Origin of the sequence: Amycolatopsis sp. w19, from assembly GCF_051373225.1 — a bacterium.
In the GTDB taxonomy this organism is placed as follows: Bacteria; Actinomycetota; Actinomycetes; order Mycobacteriales; family Pseudonocardiaceae; genus Amycolatopsis; species Amycolatopsis japonica.
The window spans coordinates 247,860-269,816 of sequence record NZ_JBPQFM010000004.1 but is presented as its reverse complement, the minus strand read 5'-3'; the positions used below and the strand labels follow the sequence as shown (position 1 = coordinate 269,816).

The following is a 21,957-nucleotide window of genomic DNA, read 5'->3' as shown; positions in this document are numbered from 1 at the left end:
TTACCGGTGGTTCTTGGTGCGCAGCTTGGAGAACAGCCCGCCGGGCTTGGAGCCGTTCGACGACAGCGAAGGCACGTCTTCCCCGCGCTGCTGGGCGAGTTCGACGAGGAGGTCGCGCTGCGCGTCGTCGAGTTTGGTCGGCACGACGACGTCGATGTGGACGTGCAGGTCGCCGCGGCCGTCGACGCGGCCGGAGGACCGCAGCCGCGGCATGCCCTTGGCGGTCAGCACGAGTTCCGTGGCGGGCTGGGTGCCCGGCTCGATGTCGAGTTCGTAGTCGCCGTCGACGAGGGTCTCGATGGGCACCGTGGCGCCGAGCGCGGCGGTGGTCATCGGGATGCGGAAGTTGCAGTGCAGGTCGTTGCCCTGCCGGACGAACACTTCGTGCGGCGCCTCGTCGATCTCGACGTAGAGGTCGCCGGCGGGACCGCCGCCGGGTCCGACCTCGCCCTGGCCGGAGAGGCGGATGCGCATGCCGTCGCCGACGCCCGGCGGGATCTTGGCGGTGACGTTGCGGCGGGCGCGGACCCGGCCGTCGCCGCCGCACTGGCGGCAGGGGTCCGGGATGACCTCGCCGAAGCCGCGGCAGACCGGGCAGGGGCGGGCGGTGACGACCTGGCCGAGGAACGACCGCTGCACGGACTGGACCTCACCCGCGCCGCCGCAGGTGTCGCAGGTCTTGGTGCCGGTGCCTTCGGCCGCGCCTGCGCCGCGGCACAGGTCGCAGACGATGGCGGTGTCGACGGTGATCTCGCGGTCGACGCCGGTGGCGCACTCCTCGAGGGTCAGGCCGAGGCGGATGAGCGCGTCGGAACCGGGCTGCACGCGGCTGCGCGGGCCACGACCGCGGCCGCCGCCACCACCGGCGGCACCGAAGAAGGCGTCCATGATGTCGCCGAGGCCGCCGAAGCCCGAGAACGGGTCTCCGCCGCCTCCGCGGGCGCCGCCGTCCATCGGGTCTCCGCCGAGGTCGACGACCTTGCGCTTCTGCGGATCCGACAGCACCTCGTACGCGGTGGTCACCTCGCCGAAACGGTGCTGGGCGTCCTCCGACGGGTTGACGTCGGGGTGCAGTTCACGGGCCAGTTTGCGGTACGCGCGCTTGATCTCCTGATCCGTCGCGTTCTTCGCCACCCCGAGAATGCCGTAATAGTCCCTCGCCACCGTCTTCGCCTTCTCCTTCTGACTTCGACCTCACCGTCGCGTTCAGCGACCGGAGAGGATCTGCCCCACGTAGTTCGCCACCGCGCGCACCGCGGCGATGGTGTTCGGGTAGTCCATCCTGGTCGGCCCGACGACGCCCATCCCGCCCAGCAGCAGGTCGTCCATTCCGTAGCCGATGGACACCACCGAGGTGCTGCGCATCTGCTCGTCCTCATTTTCCTCACCGATGCGCACCGTGATCGCACCGGGGTTGCGGGCGGCCGCGAGCAGCTTGAGGACGATGACCTGCTCCTCGAGCGCTTCCAGCACCTGCCGCAGTGATCCGGGGAAGTCCGAGACGTTGCGGGTGAGGTTGGCGGTGCCGCCGAGCACGAGCCGCTCCTCGGGGTGCTCGACCAGCGATTCCACCAGCACGGTGCACACGCGGGTGAGGTTGTCGCGCAGTTCGCCCGGCGACTTCTCGGGCAGTTCGGCGACCGCCGCCGCGGCCTCGGAGAGACGGCGGCCTGCCAGTGCCCCGTTGAGCACCGTGCGCAGCCTGCCCACGTTCTCCTCGGTGATGACGTCCCCGAGGTCGACGGTGCGCTGGTCGACGCGGCCGGAATCGGTGATCAGCACGAGCATCAGCCGGGCCGGGGTGAGCGGCACCACTTCCAGGTGACGGACGGCCGAGTTCGTCATCATCGGATACTGGATGACCGCGACCTGCCTGGTCAGCTGCGCGAGCAGCCGGACGGACCGGCGCAGGACGTCGTCGACGTCGGTACCGCTGTCGAGGAACGCGGTGATGGCCCGGCGCTCGGCCGCGCTGAGCGGTTTGACCTCGGCGATCCGATCGACGAACAGCCGGTACCCCTTGTCCGTGGGGATCCGGCCCGCGCTGGTGTGGGGCTGTGTGATGTAGCCCTCTTCTTCCAGCGCCGCCATGTCGTTGCGCACGGTGGCGCTGGACACACCGAGGTTGTGCCGGTCGACGATCGCCTTGGAGCCGACGGGCTCCTGGTTGGACACGTAATCGGCGACGATCGCGCGCAGCACTTCGAAGCGGCGCTCTTCCGCGTTGGCCACCTGCACCTCCCTCGCTCGTCCTCACAACGAGTTTACGGAAGGCGGAGTGCCCGGTGAGCCACCGGACTTCTTCGGGCCCCTCAGCCGCGCCCCCGGAAGGAGCGCCGCCGCGGCTCCAAGGGCCTCCGGATCACCTTCACCGAACCCCACCAGGCGAAACCCGTGACGCGCAGCACCGGCGCGCCCGGCTCCGGACGCCGTCGCCCGGTCCCGCGGCCGGTGCCGAATCCGCCCATCAGGCCGAGTCCCCGGACGTCGAGGGCGAAGTCCTCGGGCACGACGATCTTGACGCCGCCCATCACCGCCACCGCCCTGATCGTGCAGGAGCCGGCGGCGATCCGGGCCCGCCGCAGATCGAGGCGCACGCTGCCCCAGAACGCGCGGCTGACATGGCGCGACGGAAGCGGTCCGTCGAACCGTCGCGTGGTGCCGGACATGACGGCGAACGAGCGTCGCCCGCCTTGCTCCTCATCGCCGGTATGGGACAGGGCGAGCGCCCCGCCGGGCGACAGATCCGCGACGACGGGTTCGAATTCCGCGAAGGTCTTGGCCGCGTAGACCGCGTCCAGTCTCGTTTCCAGTTCACCGGCGGTGATCCGTCCCGCGCCCATGGCTTCGTAGAGCAGCTGCGCGACGTTCTCACGATCGGAATCGGCCACCCGCATCGCCGACCGCTTCGGTTCTGACATGACGGCGACGATAACGGTGATCGGCGAATTCCGGAAATCGCACGACCGCCGTACGGAAAGCCATGAGTGAAATCAGTTTCGCCACCCTGACGGGAATGACAATTCGACGACCGGCCATTGACCGCCCAGCGCCGGAAGGTCTTCCATCTAGGTCGCATGCGGAAGTTTCGTCCACCGGCCTCACTTTCCGACTCAGCGTGGAGCGCAGTAATGACTTCTTCCTTTCGGCATGTCCTGATCGCCGCCATGACCGTGACGTTGGTCGCGGTGGGCGCGCCGGCCGCGAGCGCGGACACGATTTCGGTATACACCGCCTCATCACCACTTCCCGCCGGCGAGAACGGTGACATTGTCAAGTCGCAGCCCTCGACCTACAACGGGGCGAAATCGACCCGGATCCAATATCTTTCCCGGGACAACAAGGACAAGCAGGTCGCCGTGAGCGGCACCGTTCTGGTGCCGAACAATCCGTGGAACGGTCCCGGCGAACGGCCGATCGTGGCCTACGCGCCGTTCACCTTCGGCATGGGCCCGGACTGCGCTCCCTCGAAGACCCTCGCGGGTGAGGGCTCCTCGGATCTGGTCTCCGGTTTCCAAGGCGGTTTCGTCAACGCGTTGCTGGGCGCCGGATTCGCCGTCGCGCAGACCGACTACATCGGACCGTGGGTGGAAGGCGGCGGCGACCATCCGTACGTCGTCCGGCTGTCCGAGGCGCACACCGTGCTCGACGTCATCCGCGCCGCGCAGCGGCTGCCCGGAACGGGTCTGCCCGCCGACGGCCCGGTGGGCATCGCCGGCTACTCCGAGGGCGGCAGCGCCGCCGCGGCCGCCGCCGAACTGGCCGCCACCTACGCGCCCGAACTGAACGTCAAGGGCGTCTACTCCGGCGCGGCACCCGCGGACAAGGCCGCGCTGTCGAAGTCGCTCGACGGCGGGATGTACGCCGGATTCCTCGGTTACGCGCTGATCGGCATCAACCAGGCCTACCCCGAGGCCAGGTTGATGGACCTGGCCAACCCGGCCGGCGCCGATCTGTTCCTGAAGGCCCGGCAGACCTGCACGCTGAACGCGGTCTTCCAGTTCATGTACAAGCAGACCAGCTCGCTGACGAAGGAGGGCAAGCCGGTGTCCGCCTACCTGTCCCAGCCGCCGTTCGACGCGATCGTGGCGGAGAACCGGATCGGCACCGTCAAGCCCGCGATGCCGGTGCTGGTCGAACACAGCCCGATGGACGACGTCATCCCGGCGGCCGTCGGCAAGCAGATGGCGAAGGACTGGTGCGGCAAGGGCGCCAACGTCCAGTGGAAGGAACTGACGACCTTCACGCCGTTCTTCTCCCACGCGCTGGGCATGACGACCGCGTCGACCGACGCCGCCGAGTGGCTGAAGAGCGCGTTCAACGGCCAAGCGGGCAACGGCAACTGCGGCCGGTTCTGACCCTCGGCGACACCGCGGTCCGTGAAGGCCTCCTTCCCTACCCTCAGGGTGGTGAAGGAGGCCTTCACGGCGTCCCGCCTGGATGTGTCGACCGCCACAGTATTTAGTTAATTTAGTTAGTAACTTAGCTAGTAGTCTTCTCGGCATGACTTCTTCCCGTGGTTCTCGTCGCGCCGACTCCCCACCCGCGTCCGGACAGCCGGGCGTGGGCAACACGGTGATGGAACGCCTGCAAGAAGTCGGCGCGCTGACGCGGGTGATCGAGCAGCGGCTGAGCGGCGCTTTGGGGATCAACGCCACGGACCTGGCGGCGTTGGAGCATCTCGCGACCGACGGCCCGCTGACCGCCAAGGAACTCGCGGACCGGCTGCGGGTCTCGACCGCGGCGAGTACGCACATCGTGGACCGGCTCGAGAAGGCCGGGCACATCGTCCGCCGTCCACACGCCACCGATCGCCGCAAGGTCATCGTCGAACCGGTCGCGCAGTCGATGGAACGGCTCTTCGGTCACCTGCATCCGCTTTTGCGCGGCGTGGAGGGCCTCGTCGAAGCCCTGGCCCCCCGAGACCGTGATGTCGTGAACGACTTCCTGACCGGTGTCGTGCGGATCTACACGGACACGGCGGATTCCTTCCCCAAGGGCTGAAGTTCCCACCGCGACAGGCAAGCCCACCCACGAATCCGGAGACAAGCATGTCCGTACCCGAAAAGAAGACATCGCCGCGAGCGGCGTGGTGGCTGCTGGCCACCGTGCTCGTCGTCGAACTGATGGATCTGCTCGATTCGACGATCGTCAACGTGGCGGGCCCCTCGCTGGAGCGGTCCCTGGGAGCGACCGCGGTCGGGCTTCAGTGGGTCATCGGCGGCTACGCGTTGACGCTCGGCGCGGGCCTCGTGCTCGGGGGACGGCTCGGTGACCGTTTCGGCCGTCGGCCGATGTTCCTGGCCGGTCTCGTCGCCTTCACCCTCGCGTCGCTGCTGTGCGCGATCGCTCCGAGCATCGGCCTGCTGATCGCCTTCCGGCTGGTCCAGGGCTTGGCCGGGGCGATGATGCTGCCCCAGTGCCTGGGCATCATGCGCGACAACCTCGCACCGCGGGAGCTCACGAAGGCCCTCGCCTTGTTCGGTCCGGTGCTCGGCCTCGGCGGTGTGCTCGGCCCGGTGCTCGGCGGCGCGCTGGTCGACTGGGACCTGTTCGGTCTCGGCTGGCGGCTGGTGTTCCTGGTCAACGTCCCGGTCGGGCTCGCCGCGCTGGCGTTGGCCTGGCGGCTGGTGCCCCGCAGCGGCGGGGCCGGGACGCTGCGCGTGGATGTCGTGGGGGCCGTACTCGTCGCGGCCGCTTCGGCCCTGCTGGTTCTCCCGCTCAACGAAGGGCAGGCTTCGGGCTGGCCGCTGTGGACGTGGCTGTCGTTGTCCGCCGCGGCGCTCGGCTACGCGGGATTCGCGCTGTGGCAACGTCGCGCCCAGCGCCGGGGCCGGACGCCGCTGGTCACCCCGAGCCTGTTCGGCAAGTCCGCGTTCACCGTCGGCCTGGTCGCGGTCGCGCTGTTCTTCGGCGGCCTCATCGGCACCCAGCTGGTGCTGACGTTCTTCCTTCAGCTCGGTCAGGGGTACTCCGCCGGGCAGGCCGGGTTGGGCAACCTCCCGGTCGCGCTGGGGACCGCCGTCGGCGGCACCATCAGCGGCGGGCTGCTCGCCGCCAAACTCGGCAGGCGGGTGTTGCAGGCCGGGGCGGTGGTCCAGTTCGCCGGTGTCGCGTGGCTGTGGTTCTCCCTTGCCGACACCGCCGGGTTCAGTATCTGGCGGATCGTGCCCGGCAGCGCCGTCACGGGCATCGGCGCGGGCATCGTGATCGCCGCGGTGTTCAACACCGTGCTCGGTGCCGTGGACGACGACGAGGTCGGTTCCGCCTCCGGCGTCCTGTCCGCGGTCCAGTCGATCGGCGGTTCGGTCGGTGTCGCGGTGTTCAGCACCGTGTTCTTCGCCGGTGCCCTCACCGGCCAGGTCACCGAAAGTTTCCGTGACGCCCTCGTGGTCCAGGCGGTCGTCATCGCGCTGTTCCTGCTCATCTCACCGCTGTTCCCTCGTCGCGCCCGCCCCGACGAGACGGACGCCGACCCCGCGCTCCCGGCGAGCGCCGTGCCTGTCTCCCACACCGCCTCGTGAACGGAGATCCCTTGTCCCGCAACATTCTGATCTCCGGCGCCGGTATCGCCGGGCCCGCACTGGCCTACTGGCTTCACCGGTACGGCATGAGCGCGACCGTGCTCGAACGCGCGCCGGAACCACGTCTGGGCGGGCAGACCGTCGACCTGCGCGGCGCCGGCCGCACCGTCATCGAACGGATGGGTCTCGAACAGGCCGCCCGCGACCGTGTCACTCGGGAAGAAGGCCTGCGTTTCGTCGACGAGCACGACCGGATCCGCGCGTCGTTCGGCGCCGACGGCGACGGGTTCGTCACCGATTTGGAACTCCTGCGCGGCGAACTCGCCGATCTGCTTCATCGGCACACCCGGGACGACGTCGACTACGTTTTCGGCGACGAGATCACCGGGCTGACCGACACCGGCGACGGCGTGGACGTCGCCTTCCGCCACGGCGAGGACCGGCGGTTCGATCTCGTCGTGCTCGCCGACGGTCTCCGGTCCCGCACCCGGGACCTCGTCTTCGCCGACATCGCCCGCACCCGCTCGTTTGGCCTGTACACCGCGTACTTCACCATTCCCCGCGGCGATTCGGACGAACGCTGGGCCCGGTGGTACAACGCCCCCGGCCGCCGTGTGGTCGTCCTGCGCCCCGACAACCAGGGCACCACTCGCGCCGCACTGTCCTTCCTGTACCCACGGCCCGGGCTCGATCGCTTGCGATCCCCGGCACAGCAAGACTTTCTATACCGCCACTACGCCGACGCCGGCTGGGAAACACCACGCGTGCTCGACGCGATGGGCGACTCCCCGGACTTCCATTTCGAATCCGTCGGGCAAATGCGTCTCGAGCAGTGGTCACGCGGCCGGATCGCCCTTGTCGGCGACGCCGCCTACTGCGCCTCACCGCTCAGCGGCATGGGCACCAGCCTCGCTCTCGTCGGCGCCTACGTCCTCGCCGGCGAACTCGGCCGCCACGCCGGCCACCACGACGCCTTCCGCGCCTACGAAACCATCATGCGACCCTACGTCATCCAAGCGCAGAAAGTCTCGTGGTTCGCGCCACGGCTGGCGTCCCCGAAAACCCGCATCGGCATCCGGCTCCTCACCACCCTCGCCGGTCTCGCCACCAAGCCCGCGATCGGCCGCCTCACGCGCCGATTCACGACCCCACCCGCGGACGCCATCGACCTGCCCGCCTATCACGCCCAGACACCCTCGTGAGTGGCGAGGACGGTTCTATTGAGGGGTAAGTCAAATGTGGCGCGTTGTGCAGCCTGAGGCCTTTGGTGTCCACAGTGGCCACTTTCCGAGCAGTGTGCGCCTACTTTGCGCCTGTATATCCGATTGCACGAGGAGTCGTGAGTGATAAAGAGGGTTAGAACGACCATCGCCACTCACGACTCCTGGCCAACGCTGCGCAAAGTGCTTAAATCGGACACTTCGATCTCGAAAAGTATCCTTTTTGGACAGTCCGGGCGGCGCTAGGTCTCGGTGGCGAGCCCGCTCGCACCGCCGACTCATCACGCGACCTTTGCCCTACCCCTCAATAGAACCGTCCTCGCCACTCACAAGGCGCTGTCGTCAGCTGTTGCGCGGGAACCCGAGGTTCACCCCGCCCTGCGAAGGATCGGGCCACCGCGAGGTGACGACCTTCGTCCGCGTGAAGAAGTGGAATCCTTCCGGCCCGTAGGCGTGACTGTCCCCGAACAGCGAGTCCTTCCACCCGCCGAACGAGTAGTAGCCGACCGGCACCGGGATCGGCACGTTCACGCCGACCATCCCGACCTCGACCTCGTTCTGGAACCGCCGCGCGGCCCGCCCGTCGTTGGTGAAGATCGCGGTGCCGTTGCCGTAGGGGTTGGCGTTGATCAGCTCCAGCGCCGCGTCGTAGCCCTCGGCCCGCGCGACCGCCAGCACCGGACCGAAGATCTCGTCGGTGTACACGGACATGTCCGGAGTGACCTGGTCGAACAGCGTCGGGCCGAGCCAGAAGCCGCCGTCCTCGCCGTCGACCTCGATGCCGCGGCCGTCGACGACGAGCCGGGCGCCCGCTTCGACCCCGGCCTCCACATAGGACTCGACGCGTTCGTGGTGGGCGGCGGTGACGAGCGGCCCCATCTCCGAGGTGGGCCGCATCCCGTCGCCGACGCGCAGCCGCTTGATCCGCTCGGCGATCTTCGCGACCAGTTCGTCGCCGACCGGGTCGACCGCGACCACGACCGACACCGCCATGCACCGCTCCCCCGCCGAGCCGAAGCCCGCCGAGACGGCCGCGTCGGCGGCGAGGTCGAGGTCCGCGTCCGGGAGGACCACCATGTGGTTCTTCGCGCCGCCGAGCGCCTGCACGCGTTTCCCTTGCCTGGTCCCGGTTTCGTAGACGTACTTCGCGATCGGCGTCGACCCGACGAACGAGATCGCCTTGACGTCACGGTGTTCCAGCAGGCCGTCGACGGCCACCTTGTCGCCGTGCAGGACGTTGAGGACGCCGTCGGGCAGGCCCGCCTCGGCGAACAGTTCCGCGATGAACACGGCCGCGGACGGGTCCTTCTCACTCGGCTTGAGCACGACGGTGTTGCCGCAGGCGAGCGCGTTCGGCACGAACCACAGCGGGACCATCGCCGGGAAGTTGAACGGCGAGATCACGCCGACCACGCCCAGCGGCTGCGAGATCGAGTACACGTCGACACCGGTCGAGGCGTTCTCGCTGAACCCGCCCTTGAGCATCTGGGCAGCGCCACAGGCGTACTCGACGTTCTCGATCGCGCGCGCGACTTCGCCGGCGGCGTCGGATTCGACCTTGCCGTGTTCGCTGGTGACGATCTTCGCCAGTTCGTGACGCCGCGCCGAAAGCAGCTCACGGAAGGCGAACAGCACGCGGGTCCGCCCGGCCAGCGACGTCCCGCGCCAGCCCGGCAGTGCCCGGGACGCGGCCGCGACGGCGGCGTCGACATCGTCCTGCGCCGCGAAGGCGACCTTCGCCCGCACCTGGCCGGTGGCCGGATCGAACACGTCACCCGATCGTTCGCTCACGCCTTCGCACGATTTGCCGTCGATCCAGTGGTTGATGCGGTCGGTCACGGGTTCCGCCTTCCTGGTCCTGATACCTGCTCCCGGTCGAGTCTGGGTGCGCGCGCCACACCGACGCCATCGTCAACGTGTACGGACTCCCGGTCCCGCCCGTACAGTCTGTCTCCAGCGTTGTCGAACCGGGTGGGAGGCCGATGTACCCGACCGTCGCCGAGGTGCTCGCGCTGCCGGTGCTGCGTCAGGGCAGGCCCCATGTGGTGGCGGGGGCGGCGGGGCTGGACACGCCGGTCCGCTGGGCGCACGTCGCCGAGGTCGCGGACATCGCCCCGTTGCTGCGGGGCGGGGAACTCGTGCTCACGACCGGGGTCGCGCTGCCCGACGACGGCGCCGCGCTGGCCAGGTACGTCGGTGATCTGGCGGGTATCGGGGTCGCCGGGATCGTCGTCGAACTGGTCCGGCATTGGAGCGAGAAGCTGCCGCCCGCGCTGGTCGACGCCGCGGACCGCCACGGTGTCCCGCTGATCACCCTTTCGCGCGAGACGCGCTTCGTGTCGGTCACTGAGGCCGTGAACGGGCTGATCGTCGACGCCCAGGTCGACGAACTGCGCGCGGCCGAGCGCGTCCACGAGACCTTCACCGCGTTGACGATCGCCGGCGCCGAGCCGGGGGAAATCCTGCGGGAGGTCGCGAGGCTCACCGAACATCCCGTGGTGCTGGAGACGTTGTCGCACGAGGTCCTCGCCTACGACACGGCGGGGACCGATCCCGGCGAGCTGCTGCCCGGCTGGCCGTCCCGGTCGCGGCCGGTGCAGGTCGGCGAGCGGACCGGCTACCACCAGGGCGCGGGCTGGCTGATCACCGTGGTCGGCGCGCGCGGGCACGATTGGGGACGGCTGGTCGTCGTCTGCGGGGATCAGCCGCCGCACCGGCACGTCGTGGTCGCCGAACGGGCCGCGTCCGCGCTCGCGGTCCACCGGCTGGTCGCGAAGGACACCGACAGCCTCGAACGCCAGGCGCACCGCGCGATCCTGACCGAACTGCTGGCGAACCCGGTGCCGCCCGCCGAACTGACCGCGCGGGCTTCCGCGCTGGGTGTCCCGCTGACCGGGCGGCTGCTGGTCGGGGTCGCCGTGCGGCCCCGGATCACCGTGACCGCCAAGACCGCGCAGTCCACTCCGGTGCTGCTGCGGGAACTCGCCGAGGCGACGGTGCTCGCCGCGCGGCACGCCAAGGTGTCCGCGCTGGTGGCCACCGACGACACGCAGGTGCGCGCGCTGATCGCGCTCTCGCCGGAGGCGGGGGTCGACGCGGTCCTGCGGCGCCTGGCCACCGACGTCCACGAGGCCCGCGCGGGCGCGCCCGCCGTGGTCGCGGTCGGCACCACGGGGAGCGGGCCCGCCGAAGCACGGCGGACGCTCGTCGAAGCCGCGCAGGTCGCCGCCGCGGCGCTCGCCGAAAACGTCGAACGGGTGGTCCACCGGCTCGACGACGTCCGGTTGCGCGGACTGCTGCATCTGCTGGCCGGCGACGAACGGATCACCGCGTTCGCCGCGCGGGAGCTCGGCCCGCTGCTGAGCCGGGACGCCGCGCAGGGCAGCAGACTCGTTCAGGCGTTGAGGCATTACTGCGAGCACGGCGGCAACAAGTCCGCGGCGGCCGCCGCCGCGCACACCTCCCGCACCGCGTACTACCAGCAGCTGGCCCGGATCGAGCAGGTCCTGGGCGTGCGGCTCGAAGATCCGGAGTCGATGCTCTCGCTTTATGTCGCTTTGCTCGCCCACGACATTCGAAAAGCGGACGACCACACGTCCGGGTGAGTAAATCTCACCCGAGCGTGGAACACAGTGATCGGGCCACGTCAGCCGATAGGGTTGATATGGCTTTCTTCGAACCGATCGGCGCCTGCGTGCTCGCGTTGGCCTGTATGGCCCCGGCGCAACCCGCCGAATCCACGTTTCAGCTGACCAGCCACGACACCAGGGGCCGGATCGGCACCGTCTCGCTCACCTGCGGGCCCACCGGGGGTTCCCACCCCTCGCGCGGGAACGCCTGCGGCAAACTGTCCGAAGTGGACGGAAAGTTCGACAGGCTCCGGCCGGAACCGCGGGCCTGCACCCTCGAATACTCGCCGGTGGACGTCTCCGCGGTCGGCAAATGGCGCGGCGAACCGGTCACCTTCCGAAGCTCGTACGCCAACCGGTGCGTCGCCGACGCCGAGTCGGCCGGCGTCTTCACCTTCTGACCGAGACACTTCCGTCGAGGTGACCGCCGGACCTCCCCCTCGGTGGCCCGGCGGCGCCGTTCACCGCCGCCTTGATCGCCCTCACCCCCAAAGAGGGCGATCAAGGCCGTGGGTCACGGCTCAAGGACGGATCACGTACCGGCAGCCGGTCCCGTCCTTCGCGGTGACGGGGGTCTGACGCGCGAGGGACCGGCTCAGGTTCCATTCGCGCCAATCATCTTCCGGGATTCCCCGCACGACCGGTCCGAGCACACAGGACCGCAGCGGCTCGGGGAGCCGGTCGGCCGACGGCACCACGTCGGCGGAAAACCGTGACAGGTAAGTGGTGTCGAGTGTCTTGCCGTGCGCGAGCCGGTCGATGTTGCGATCAGCGATGAACCGTTCCGGATCGAGCACGGCCAACCCCAGCAGTGCCGCGACGGCCGCTCCGATGGCCGCGCGCGGCAGCCAGGCCGACCGCAGCGGGATCAGGGACGCGAGCACCAGCACGAAGATCAGGCCGATCCAGAGCTCGCAGACCTCGACCAGCAGCCGCAGCACGGTGAACCCGTACGCCTGCTGGTATGTCCACATGCGACTCAACGCCGACGCGACCAGCACCAGGCTGAGCACGCTCAACGCGCCGAGCAGTCCGCGCTGCCAGGCACGATCGGCCACCGAGGTCTTCGGCGCCCAGCGCAGCGCGGCGGCGACCAGCAGCAGCGTCAGCACGGTGATGGCGGACAGCTGCCAGAACCCGCTCCTGGCGTACTCGGCCGCCGTCAGGCCGCTCGTGGCCAGCAGGTATTCGGTGCCGCCGAACAACACGACCAAGCGGACCACGACGAAACTCGTGAACAGCAGCACCAGCACACCCAGCGGCAACGTCCATTCGAGCCGGTGCGCGAGCCGTTTGCGCGGTGCGTCGTCGGCGGCGGGCAGCGGGGGCGCCGCCAGCAGGTAACACGCCCCGGTGACGGCGAACGCGGCCACCACGAACAGGAAACCCCAGCGCACGAAGGTTCCCGGGTTCAGTTCGGGGATCACCGCGTCGACGACGCTCGCGAACGCGGCGTCCGCGCCACGCAGCAGCGGGACGAACACCAGCAGCAGCAAGGCGCTCGCCAGTACCGGCACGAGGAACCTCGGCCGCGTCCGGCCTTCCTGTTTCTTGCCGAGCTTCGTGAGCCCGCGCCCGACCCACGGGATCGAAAGCAGCGCTTCGATGGGGACCGCGAAGACGTCGTAGACGATCGTGTTCACGGTGCGTTTCCCGACCACAGCGAGGGATCCCGCGACGAAGGCCGCCAGCACGCACAGCACGTTCAGCCACACCGACGCGCGGAACATCCCGACCGCGAGCAGTCCGAGGGCGGCCGCCGCCCAGACCGCGTTGACCAGCCCGAAATGCTGTGCGGCGTCGCCGCGGGCGCGCTTGTCGGCGAAGTAGACGGCGGCCGCGAAGGCGAGCCCCGCCACGAACCAGCCCGCGCCGGGGTCGTCCGGCATGACGAAGGCGGCGACCAGCCCGGCCGCGACCGCCGCGGGCAGCACGGAGGCGGGCAGCGGGACGATCGCCGACTTCGGCGGTACCCGCGGCCGCATCAGTATCGGCACCTGCGGCACCGGCGGGGCGGGCGGCAGGGTGGTCGTCGCCGAGGGCGGCGACGCGTGCGCCTGCTTCTCCTCTTGCTCTTCGCTCATCGAGTCCTCCAGTTTGCGAAAGCACATCAAGTTGGCAAGGGGCTGAAAGCGTCCTTCGCTTCATGTCATGCGGTGAAGGACGCTTTCGCCCCATCGCATGCGGGGAAAGTCCCCTTCAGCCCCTACGGAACGGGGATCACGACGCGGATGACACAGCCCGGCCGTCCTTCGGGGGTGACGACGGCGATGCTGCCGTCGTGCAGGTCCACCACCCACCGCGCGATCGCGAGCCCGAGGCCGGTGCCCCCGCCACCGGCCCGCTCACCGCGGGTGAACCGCTCGAACACGCTGTCCCGTTCCCCCGGCGGGATCCCGGGGCCTTCGTCCTCGACCTCGATGACGACGTCGGCCTCGCGGGCCTCCGCCCGCACCCGGACCTCTCCCCCGGCGGGTCCGTGCCGGACGGCGTTGTCGAGCAGGTTGACCACGACCTGGTAGAGCCGGCCGCGGTCGGCGACGGCGGTCGCGCCGGGCGGCTGGACGTCGACGGAGAACCGCACGCCGCGGCCGGTGACCCCGGCTTCGGTGGCGACCTCCTCCAGCAGCAGTTCGAGATCGAACTCCTCCAGCTGCAACGGGAAGGCGCCCGCGTCGATCCGGGAGAGGTCCAGCAGTTCCGAGACCAGCCTGCCGAGCCGTTCGGTCTGCTGCAGCGCGGTCTTCAGCGTCGCCGGATCGGGTTCGGCGACCCCGTCGACCAGGTTCTCCAGCACCCCGTTCAGCGCGGTGATCGGGGTGCGGAGCTCGTGGGAGACGTTCGCGATCAGCTCGCGGCGGCGCTGATCCGAGGCGTCCAGGTCGGCGGCCATCTGGTTGAAGGCGTGCGACAGCTCGCCGACCTCGTCGCGGGCGGTCGCGCGGACCCGCCGGGTGTAGTCACCCTTGGCCATCGCGCGGGCCGCGGCGGTCATCTCCCGCAGCGGCCTGGTCATGCCGTGCGCCAGGATCTGCGAGGTGACCACGGCCAGCACCATGGCGGCGATCGTGGTCCGCGGCGGCAGCCAGCCGATCTGCCAGTTGAAGAAGGCGAACGCGATCCCGCCCGACGACACCAGCAGGATCGCGAGCTTGAGCTTGATGGAGCGCACCGGGTCGAGCGGTCTCGGGAGCGCGTCGACGACACGGCCGAGCAGCTGGCGGAGCTTCACGATCCCACCTCCAGGGCGTAGCCGACGCCATGCACGGTGCGGATGAGGTCCGCGCCCAGTTTGCGGCGCAGTGCCTTGATGTGGCTGTCGACGGCGCGGGTGCCCGAACCGGTACCCGCGACGTCCCAGTCCCAGACCTCGCTGAGCAGCCGTTCCCTCGGCTGCACCGCCCTCGGGCGTTTCGCGAAGTGGACGAGGAGGTCGAACTCGATCGGCGTCAGCTGGGCCTGGGTGCCCGCCCGCGTGACCCGCCGCTGGTCGACGTCGATTTCGAGGTCGCCGAGCACGATCTTCGTGCCCGCGTCCTCGCCTTCGGCCCGTGCGGACCGTTCGACGCGGCGCAGGAGCGCGTGCACCCGCGCCGAGAGCACCCGCATCGAGAACGGTTTGGTGAGGTAGTCGTCCGCGCCGACGCCGAGGCCGATCAGCATGTCCGTCTCGTCCGAGCGGGCGGTCAGCATGAGCACCGGGACCGGGCGGCGGGCCTGGATCCGGCGGCAGACCTCCAGCCCGTCGAAGCCCGGCAGCATCACGTCGAGCACCACCAGGTCCGGCTCCCGCTCGGCGTCCGCCTCGACACCGGAAGGGCCGTCGTGCGCCAGGTCGACCGAGAATCCCTCGGCCCGCAAACGCGCGGCGATGCTCTCCGCGATGGTCACGTCGTCCTCGACGACCAGCACCCGGCGTCCTCCCAGTTCCATGGGGATGACTGTAGGCATCGGCCGTGGAGACCATCCGGGTGAGCTGTGGAGATCCTGTGGAGATGTTTCGGCCGGTTTGCCGGATCACTACGCCCGTGTGTGTGACGCAGGTCATGCACTCGGACCCGTCGAACGCAATCGACAGTCTGCGTTCCGACACCCTCAACAGTGAACAGTCTGCCAGTCCCACCCGCGCGGCGCGGGCGAGCACGATTCCGCAATGGAGCCGACGGCACGCGGTACGCAGCACGTGCATCCTGATGGCCGGGTGGAACTCGGCGAGGTCGAGTCCTTGAAGGACAGCCGCTTCTACAACGAAGAACTCGCCCCGGTCCCGGTCGAAAAGCGGACCTGGACCACGTACACCTACTTCGCGCTGTGGATGGGCATGGCGCACAACATCCCGTCCTACGCGCTCGCGGCCTCGCTGATCGCGCTCGGCATGGACTGGGTGCAGGCGCTGCTCACCATCACCATCGGCAACCTGATCGTGTTGATCCCGATGCTGCTCAACAGCCACGCCGGGACGAAGTACGGCATCCCGTTCCCGGTGTTCGCCCGCGCCTTCTTCGGGATGCGCGGCGCGAATCTTGCGGCGTTGCTGCGGGCGTTCATCGCGTGCGGCTGGTTCGGCATCCAGACCTGGGTCGGCGGCGAGGCGATCTACATCATCGTCGGGCGGCTGGCCGGTTCCGGCTGGAAGGACTCCGCCGTCGTCCTCGGCCAGCACTGGACACTGTGGCTTTCGTTCGGCCTCTTCTGGCTGTTCCAGATGCTCATCATCTGGCGCGGGATGGAGGCGGTCCGCCGATTCGAGAACTGGACCGCTCCGCTGGTGTCGGTCGGCTTCCTGATCCTGCTGGGCTACGTGCTGGTCAAGGCGGGCGGGCTCGGCCCGATCCTGTCCGAACCCGGCAAACTCGGCTGGGGGCCGGACTTCTGGAAGGTGTTCGCCCCGTCGCTGATGGCGATGATCGCGTTCTGGTCGACGCTTTCGCTGAACATGCCCGACTTCACCCGGTTCGGCGGCAGCCAGGGCAAGCAGGTCCGCGGCCAGATCCTCGGCCTGCCGACCACGATGACGTTCATCGCGATCGTGGCCATCCTGACCACGTCGGGCGGCAGCGTCCTCTACGGCGAGCAGATCTGGGATCCGGCGAAACTGGCCGACCGGTTCGACTCCCCGGTCGTCGTGGTGGTCGCGCTGGTCGCACTGGTGCTGGCGACCGTGTCGGCGAACCTCGCGGCCAACGTGGTCAGCCCGTCCTACGACTTCTCCAACGCCTTCCCGAAGAAGATCACCTTCGCGGTCGGCGGGCTGATCACGGGCATCATCGGCATCGTCATCCAGCCGTGGCGGCTCTACTCGGACCCGAACATCTACATCTTCGCGTGGCTCGGCTTCTACGGTGGCCTGCTCGGCGCCGTCGCCGGGGTGCTGGTCGCCGGGTACTGGGTGGTCAACCGCACCAAGCTGCGCCTGCGGGATCTGTACACCGAACGCGGCATCTACTGGTTCAACGGCGGCTGGAACTGGCGCGCGCTCGTCGCGACGCTGGCCGGCGCCGTGCTCGCGGTCGGCGGCGCGTACGGCGGGCCGTTCCCCGCCGACGGGCTGATCCCGTTCCTGAAACCCCTCTACGACTACAACTGGGTCGTCGGCCTGGCGGGCGCCTTCGTCGTCTACCTGCTGCTGTCCCTGCCCGAACGCAAGCGCACCACCGATATCGAGGAGGATGCAAGTGAGCGACGTGGTCCGAGCCGGATTGATCCAGCAGCGGTGGACGGGTGACAAGGAGTCCATGATCGCGAACGCGGTCGAAGCCATCGGCAAGGCCGCTTCGCAGGGCGCGCAGGTCGTCTGCCTGCAGGAATTGTTCTACGGCCCGTACTTCTGCCAGGTGCAGGACACCGACTACTACTCCTACACCGAAGGCATCCCCGACGGGCCGACGACGAAGCTCATGCAGGAGGTCGCCGAACGGCACGGTGTCGTGCTGGTCGTGCCGATGTACGAGGTCGAGCAGCCCGGCGTGTACTACAACACCGCCGCGGTGATCGACGCCGACGGCACCTACCTCGGCAAGCACCGCAAGAACCACATCCCGCAGGTGAAGGGCTTCTGGGAGAAGTTCTACTTCCGGCCCGGGAACATGGGCTACCCGGTGTTCGACACCGCCGTCGGCCGCATCGGCGTCTACATCTGTTACGAGCGGCATTTCCCGGAGGGCTGGCGCGCGCTGGGCCTGGCCGGGGCGAAGATCGTGTTCAACCCGTCGGCGACCAGCCGGGGTCTTTCGGAGTACCTGTGGCGGCTGGAGCAGCCCGCGGCCGCCGTCGCGAACGAGTACTACGTCGGCACGATCAACCGCGTCGGGGTGGAACCCTTGGGCGACAACGACTTCTACGGCCAGTCGTATTTCGCCGACCCGCGCGGCCAGCTCGTCGGCGAAGCCGCGTCCGATACCGAGGAGGAGATCGTCGTCCGCGATCTCGACATGGGCAAGCTCGCCGAAGTACGGGATCTGTGGGCCTTCTACCGGGACCGGCGTCCCGACAGCTACGGACCCCTCGCGGAGGCGTGATGACCACCCTCATCAGCGGCGGGCGGGTGCTGTCCACGGCGGGCGCCTCGGCGGCGGACGTCCTCGTCGACGGCGAGACGATCTCGGCCGTCGGCGCCCCCGGCACGCTCGGGCCCGCCGACTCGGTGATCGACGCCACCGGGAAGTACGTCATGCCCGGCGGGATCGACGCGCACACCCATATGGAGATGCCGTTCGGCGGGACGCATTCCGTCGACACCTTCGGCACCGGGACGACGGCGGCGGCGTGGGGCGGGACGACCACGATCATCGACTTCGCCGTCCAGGCCAAGGGCACCTCACTGCTGTCCACTATGGACAAATGGCACGAGAAGGCCGACGGCAACTGCGCCATCGACTACGGCTTCCACATGATCGTCTCCGACGTCAACGACTCGTCGTTGAAGGAGATGCAGGCCTGCGTCGACGGCGGGGTCGGCAGCTTCAAGATGTTCATGGCGTATCCGGGGGTGTTCTACTCCACGGACGGCGAGATCCTGCTGGCCATGCAGAAGGCGCGCGAGATCGGCGCGACGATCATGATGCACGCGGAGAACGGCATCGCGATCGACCAGCTGGCCGCGCAGGCGTTCGCCGCCGGGAAGATCGACCCGGTGCAGCACGGGCTCACCCGCCCGCCGGAGCTGGAGGGCGAGGCGACCTCGCGCGCGATCCAGCTCGCCAAGGTGACCGGGGCACCGCTGTACATCGTGCACCTCTCGGCGTCGCAGGCGCTGGCGGCGGTCGCGGAAGCGCGTGACGACGGGCAGAACGTCTTCGCGGAGACGTGTCCCCAGTATCTCTATCTGTCCATCGAGGACTTGGCGAAACCCGATTTCGAGGGTTCGAAGTACGTCGCCTCTCCCCCGCTGCGCGAGAAGTCGCATCAGGCGGATCTGTGGCGGGGGCTGCGGACGAACGATCTGTCGGTGGTGTCGACGGATCACTGCCCGTTCTGCTTCAAGGACCAGAAGGAACTCGGCCGCGGCGACTTCCGCGCGATCCCCAACGGGATCCCCGGCGTCGAGCACCGGATGGATCTGCTGCACCAAGGGGTCGTGGCGGGCGAGCTCACGCTCGGACGCTGGGTCGAGACCTGCTCGACCACCCCGGCGCGCATGTTCGGGCTGTACCCGCGCAAGGGGGTGATCGCGGCGGGTTCGGACGCGGACATCGTCGTCTACGACCCGGCGGCGAAGCAGACCCTGTCGGTCGAGACGCATCACATGAACGTGGACTACTCGGCCTACGAGGGCATGGAGATCACCGGCAAGGTCGACACCGTGCTCTCGCGCGGGCGCGTGGTGGTGTCGCCGTCCGGTTTCTCGGGCAGTACGACGCACGGGAAATTCCTCTCGCGCGACCTGAACCAGTACCTGAACTGAGGCGGCCGCCATGGACTTCGGGATAGTTCTCCAGACCGATCCGCCCGCGCGCGACCTCGTGCGGCTGATGAAGGCGGCAGAGGACCAGGGTTTCCGCTATGGCTGGACGTTCGACTCGTGCGTGCTGTGGCAGGAACCGTTCGTCATCTACTCGCAGATCCTCGCGGCGACGTCGTCGATGATCGTGGGCCCGATGGTGACCAGCCCGGCCACGCGGGACTGGTCGGTGATGGCGTCGACCTTCGCCACACTCAACGACATGTACGGCAACCGGACGGTGTGCGGGATCGGCCGCGGCGACTCGGCGCACCGGGTGGTCGGCATGCCACCGTCCACTTTGGCCACCGTGCGCGAGTGCATGCACGTGGTCAAGGAACTGGCCGAAGGACGCGAAGTCCTGCTGCGGGACAAGCCGGTGCGGATTCCGTGGATCCGCAACGGCAGGCTCGAAATGTGGATGGCGGGATACGGGCCGAAGGCGCTGAAGACCGTCGGCGAACACGCTGACGGCTTCATCCTGCAGTGCGCCGATCCCGCGATCGCCCGGTGGACCATCGGTTCCGTCCGCGAGGCCGCTCGCGCGGCGGGGCGGGATCCGGCCGGGATCACGATCTGTCTCGCGGCCCCGGCGTACGTCGGCGACGATCTGGCGCATCAGCGCGAACAGTTGCGCTGGTTCGGCGGGATGGTCGGCAACCATGTCGCGGATCTCGTGGCGCGGTACGGCGATTCCGGGCCGGTGCCGCACGAGCTGACCGACTACATCCGTGAGCGGCAGGGCTACGACTACTCGCACCACGGGCGGGCGGGGAATCCGTCGACCGACTTCGTCCCGGACGAGATCGTGGACCGGTTCTGCCTGCTCGGGCCGTCGTCGGCGCACGTCGAACGGCTGGAGGAGCTGGCTTCGCTCGGTGTCGACCAGTTCTCGCTGTACCTCATGCACGACCAGCGCGAGGAAACCCTGAAGCGCTACGGCTCGGAGGTCATCAACCGCTGACACCCGCATTTCGTCCTCTGAATGCGTTCTTCCGCATTCAGAGGACGAAATGCGTGGGGTCAGGCGCCGAACCAGGTGGCGAAGGACTCACGCAGGCCCTCGGCGTCGTCGCCTGCCCAGGCGACGTAGCCGTCCGGGCGGATCAGGAGGACGTCGGCGGGCCTATCCTCGGCCTTCGCGGTGTGGACGTTGGCGCGGCCTTGCGCGAGTTCACGCAGATCAGGCCTGCCCGCGAGGTCGAGCAGCACCGGCCGCGCCCCACGCAGCAGCTCGGCGACACTGGTCGTGCCATCGTCGGTCTGCAGCGCGAGATCCGGGACGAACATGCCGGCGAGCGCGTGCGGGGAACCCGGCATCGGGTAGCGCGTGTCGGTCCCGGCGACGTGGGAGGCCAGCCGTCGCGCGGCCTGCTCGTCGTCCAGCAGTTCCTGGAAGACGGCGCGGAGCGCTTCGGCGGCTTCGTCGTGCCCGCGCCGCAACCCCACCTGCGCCCGGGACTGCAGCAGCGCACGCGCACCGGCGGCGTGCCGTTCCGCGTGATAGGTGTCCAGCAGCCCTTCCGGTGCCCGGCCCTGGATCTCGGCGGCCAGCTTCCAGGCGAGGTTGACCGAGTCGGACATGCCGACGTTGATCGCCGTGCCGGTGGAGGGCAGCAGGTGTGCCGCGTCGCCCGCCAGCAGGATCCGGCCTTCGCGGTAGCGCTCGGCCTGGCGGGCGGAGAACTGGTAGCGCGAGAGGCGGACCGGTTCGCCCAGCGGGACGTCCCCGCCGAGCACCCGGCGGATGCTGTCCCCGAGTTCGGCCAAGGTCATCGGCACGTCGTCGTCGACCTCGCCGGGATCGTCCTCCGTGGTCTGGATGAACAGGATCCCCGGCGTCAGCGAACCGAGCGCGAACACGCCGGAGCCGGTGCGCGTGAAGCCCGCCTCGATCCGGCCCAGCTCCGGCGTCTCGATGTCGCCGTTGTCGTGCACGGTCAGTCCTTCGGGGATCTTGACCTGGCCGATCCGGTTCACCTCGGGATAGGTGGTGCCGGGGAAGCCGATCCCCGCCATCGACCGGACGGGGCTGCGCCCGCCGTCGCACCCCACCAGATACGGGGCGGTGACCTCGTACGCACCGTCCGGGCCGCGTACCTCGGCGGTCACCGACACGTCGTCCTGGCGCAGCCCGACGACCTCGTGCCCGCGACGCACTTCCGCGCCGAGTCCTGTGGCGTGCTCCTCCAGCAGCCGCTCCAGCGACTGCTGCCGGACCGAAAGCGCCTTCAGCGGCGGCTCGTCGAACCGGGTGAGGTCGACGTGGACCCCGCCGAAGGGAAAGCGGTGCGGCGGCACGGGATCGGTGACGAGCCCCCGCACCTTCTCCAGCAGGCCGCGATGGTGCAGCAGGTCCAGGATCTGCCCGCTGAGGCCGTGGGCCTTCGGAGTCTTCCCCTGTTCCGGCCGCCGTTCCAGGACCAGCGGGCGCGCACCGGCCAGCCGCAGTTCGGCGGCCAGCATCAGACCGGTCGGGCCGGCACCCACGATGATCACGTCGACGTCCGTCAAATCTTCACTCCTGTTCGGCCTGTTCTGGCTACGGCCGAGGATTCTGCGGCATCACCGGGGTCTTGCCGCAAGCCCCCGGGTGCGCTATATGTTGAACATGGAGGGGCGTACCCCACCATGTTTCCGGGTAC

18 protein-coding genes are annotated in these 21,957 nt (G+C 69.2%); 10 read left to right on the top strand and 8 right to left on the bottom strand.

Annotated elements, in window-relative coordinates:
• The 3 genes from dnaJ to ACSMFO_RS11920 form a co-directional block, all read right to left on the bottom strand.
• Complete coding sequence (gene dnaJ / locus ACSMFO_RS11930; protein ID WP_037342822.1) at positions 1-1,164, bottom strand: molecular chaperone DnaJ; 1,164 nt, start codon at positions 1,162-1,164, stop codon at positions 1-3.
• A 42-nt stretch (positions 1,165-1,206) separates the two neighbouring features.
• Positions 1,207-2,232: a heat-inducible transcriptional repressor HrcA gene (gene hrcA / locus ACSMFO_RS11925; RefSeq protein ID WP_436458603.1), complete on the bottom strand. Its 1,026-nt coding sequence runs from the start codon at positions 2,230-2,232 to the stop codon at positions 1,207-1,209.
• An 80-nt stretch (positions 2,233-2,312) separates the two neighbouring features.
• Complete coding sequence (locus tag ACSMFO_RS11920) at positions 2,313-2,921, bottom strand: DUF1707 SHOCT-like domain-containing protein (protein WP_038524056.1); 609 nt, start codon at positions 2,919-2,921, stop codon at positions 2,313-2,315.
• A gap of 210 nt (positions 2,922-3,131) precedes the next feature.
• Here ACSMFO_RS11920 and ACSMFO_RS11915 point away from each other — a divergent pair, with 210 nt between their 5' ends.
• The 4 genes from ACSMFO_RS11915 (at position 3,132) to ACSMFO_RS11900 (ending at position 7,726) form a co-directional block, all read left to right on the top strand.
• Entirely contained in the window at positions 3,132-4,358 is a 1,227-nt protein-coding gene (locus ACSMFO_RS11915) for a lipase family protein (RefSeq protein WP_436458601.1), read from the top strand.
• A 145-nt stretch (positions 4,359-4,503) separates the two neighbouring features.
• Positions 4,504-5,004, top strand: coding sequence for a MarR family winged helix-turn-helix transcriptional regulator (locus ACSMFO_RS11910; protein WP_436458599.1), 501 nt, complete (start codon positions 4,504-4,506; stop codon positions 5,002-5,004).
• A 47-nt stretch (positions 5,005-5,051) separates the two neighbouring features.
• Positions 5,052-6,524 (top strand): MFS transporter, encoded by a 1,473-nt coding sequence (locus tag ACSMFO_RS11905; RefSeq protein ID WP_436458597.1) that lies wholly within the window; start codon positions 5,052-5,054, stop codon positions 6,522-6,524.
• 11 nt (positions 6,525-6,535) lie between these two features.
• A complete protein-coding gene (locus ACSMFO_RS11900) occupies positions 6,536-7,726 on the top strand; it encodes an FAD-dependent monooxygenase (RefSeq protein WP_436458595.1) in 1,191 nt (396 codons plus the stop codon).
• A 360-nt stretch (positions 7,727-8,086) separates the two neighbouring features.
• Here the strand turns inward: ACSMFO_RS11900 and ACSMFO_RS11895 are convergent, their stop codons facing one another.
• Positions 8,087-9,583 carry a CoA-acylating methylmalonate-semialdehyde dehydrogenase gene (locus ACSMFO_RS11895; RefSeq protein ID WP_436458594.1) on the bottom strand — a complete coding sequence of 499 codons (1,497 nt, stop codon included), beginning with the start codon at positions 9,581-9,583 and terminating at the stop codon, positions 8,087-8,089.
• 143 nt (positions 9,584-9,726) lie between these two features.
• On the opposite strand from ACSMFO_RS11895, the gene ACSMFO_RS11890 reads away from it, so the two are divergent.
• Entirely contained in the window at positions 9,727-11,349 is a 1,623-nt protein-coding gene (locus tag ACSMFO_RS11890; RefSeq protein ID WP_436458593.1) for a PucR family transcriptional regulator, read from the top strand.
• Positions 11,350-11,408: 59 nt separating this feature from the next.
• The gene (locus ACSMFO_RS11885) at positions 11,409-11,774 is read left to right on the top strand and encodes an SSI family serine proteinase inhibitor (RefSeq protein WP_436458592.1); all 366 of its coding nucleotides are present in this window, start codon (positions 11,409-11,411) and stop codon (positions 11,772-11,774) included.
• Positions 11,775-11,894: 120 nt separating this feature from the next.
• Here ACSMFO_RS11885 and ACSMFO_RS11880 read toward each other — a convergent pair whose 3' ends face one another.
• The 3 genes from ACSMFO_RS11880 to ACSMFO_RS11870 all read right to left on the bottom strand — a co-directional run bounded on the left by ACSMFO_RS11880 (position 11,895) and on the right by ACSMFO_RS11870 (position 15,285).
• Positions 11,895-13,457 (bottom strand): DUF4153 domain-containing protein, encoded by a 1,563-nt coding sequence (locus ACSMFO_RS11880; protein WP_436458590.1) that lies wholly within the window; start codon positions 13,455-13,457, stop codon positions 11,895-11,897.
• Positions 13,458-13,579: 122 nt separating this feature from the next.
• Positions 13,580-14,605: an ATP-binding protein gene (locus tag ACSMFO_RS11875; RefSeq protein WP_436458588.1), complete on the bottom strand. Its 1,026-nt coding sequence runs from the start codon at positions 14,603-14,605 to the stop codon at positions 13,580-13,582.
• The gene (locus ACSMFO_RS11870) at positions 14,602-15,285 is read right to left on the bottom strand and encodes a response regulator transcription factor (protein ID WP_038524060.1); all 684 of its coding nucleotides are present in this window, start codon (positions 15,283-15,285) and stop codon (positions 14,602-14,604) included. The genes ACSMFO_RS11875 and ACSMFO_RS11870 overlap by 4 nt, the downstream gene beginning before the upstream one ends.
• A gap of 241 nt (positions 15,286-15,526) precedes the next feature.
• Here ACSMFO_RS11870 and ACSMFO_RS11865 point away from each other — a divergent pair, with 241 nt between their 5' ends.
• The 4 genes from ACSMFO_RS11865 to ACSMFO_RS11850 are packed head-to-tail and all read left to right on the top strand — an operon-like array spanning position 15,527 to position 20,276.
• Positions 15,527-17,098, top strand: a complete 1,572-nt coding sequence (locus ACSMFO_RS11865; protein ID WP_038517089.1) for an NCS1 family nucleobase:cation symporter-1 — start codon at positions 15,527-15,529, stop codon at positions 17,096-17,098.
• Positions 17,049-17,891: a nitrilase-related carbon-nitrogen hydrolase gene (locus ACSMFO_RS11860; protein ID WP_038517092.1), complete on the top strand. Its 843-nt coding sequence runs from the start codon at positions 17,049-17,051 to the stop codon at positions 17,889-17,891. The genes ACSMFO_RS11865 and ACSMFO_RS11860 overlap by 50 nt, the downstream gene beginning before the upstream one ends.
• The gene (hydA, locus tag ACSMFO_RS11855; protein WP_073846487.1) at positions 17,891-19,276 is read left to right on the top strand and encodes a dihydropyrimidinase; all 1,386 of its coding nucleotides are present in this window, start codon (positions 17,891-17,893) and stop codon (positions 19,274-19,276) included. The genes ACSMFO_RS11860 and hydA overlap by 1 nt, the downstream gene beginning before the upstream one ends.
• 10 nt (positions 19,277-19,286) lie before the next feature.
• The gene (locus ACSMFO_RS11850) at positions 19,287-20,276 is read left to right on the top strand and encodes a TIGR03842 family LLM class F420-dependent oxidoreductase (RefSeq protein WP_436458586.1); all 990 of its coding nucleotides are present in this window, start codon (positions 19,287-19,289) and stop codon (positions 20,274-20,276) included.
• A 59-nt stretch (positions 20,277-20,335) separates the two neighbouring features.
• Here the strand turns inward: ACSMFO_RS11850 and ACSMFO_RS11845 are convergent, their stop codons facing one another.
• Entirely contained in the window at positions 20,336-21,826 is a 1,491-nt protein-coding gene (locus ACSMFO_RS11845; protein WP_436458585.1) for an FAD-dependent monooxygenase, read from the bottom strand.
• Positions 21,827-21,957 lie beyond the last annotated feature (131 nt).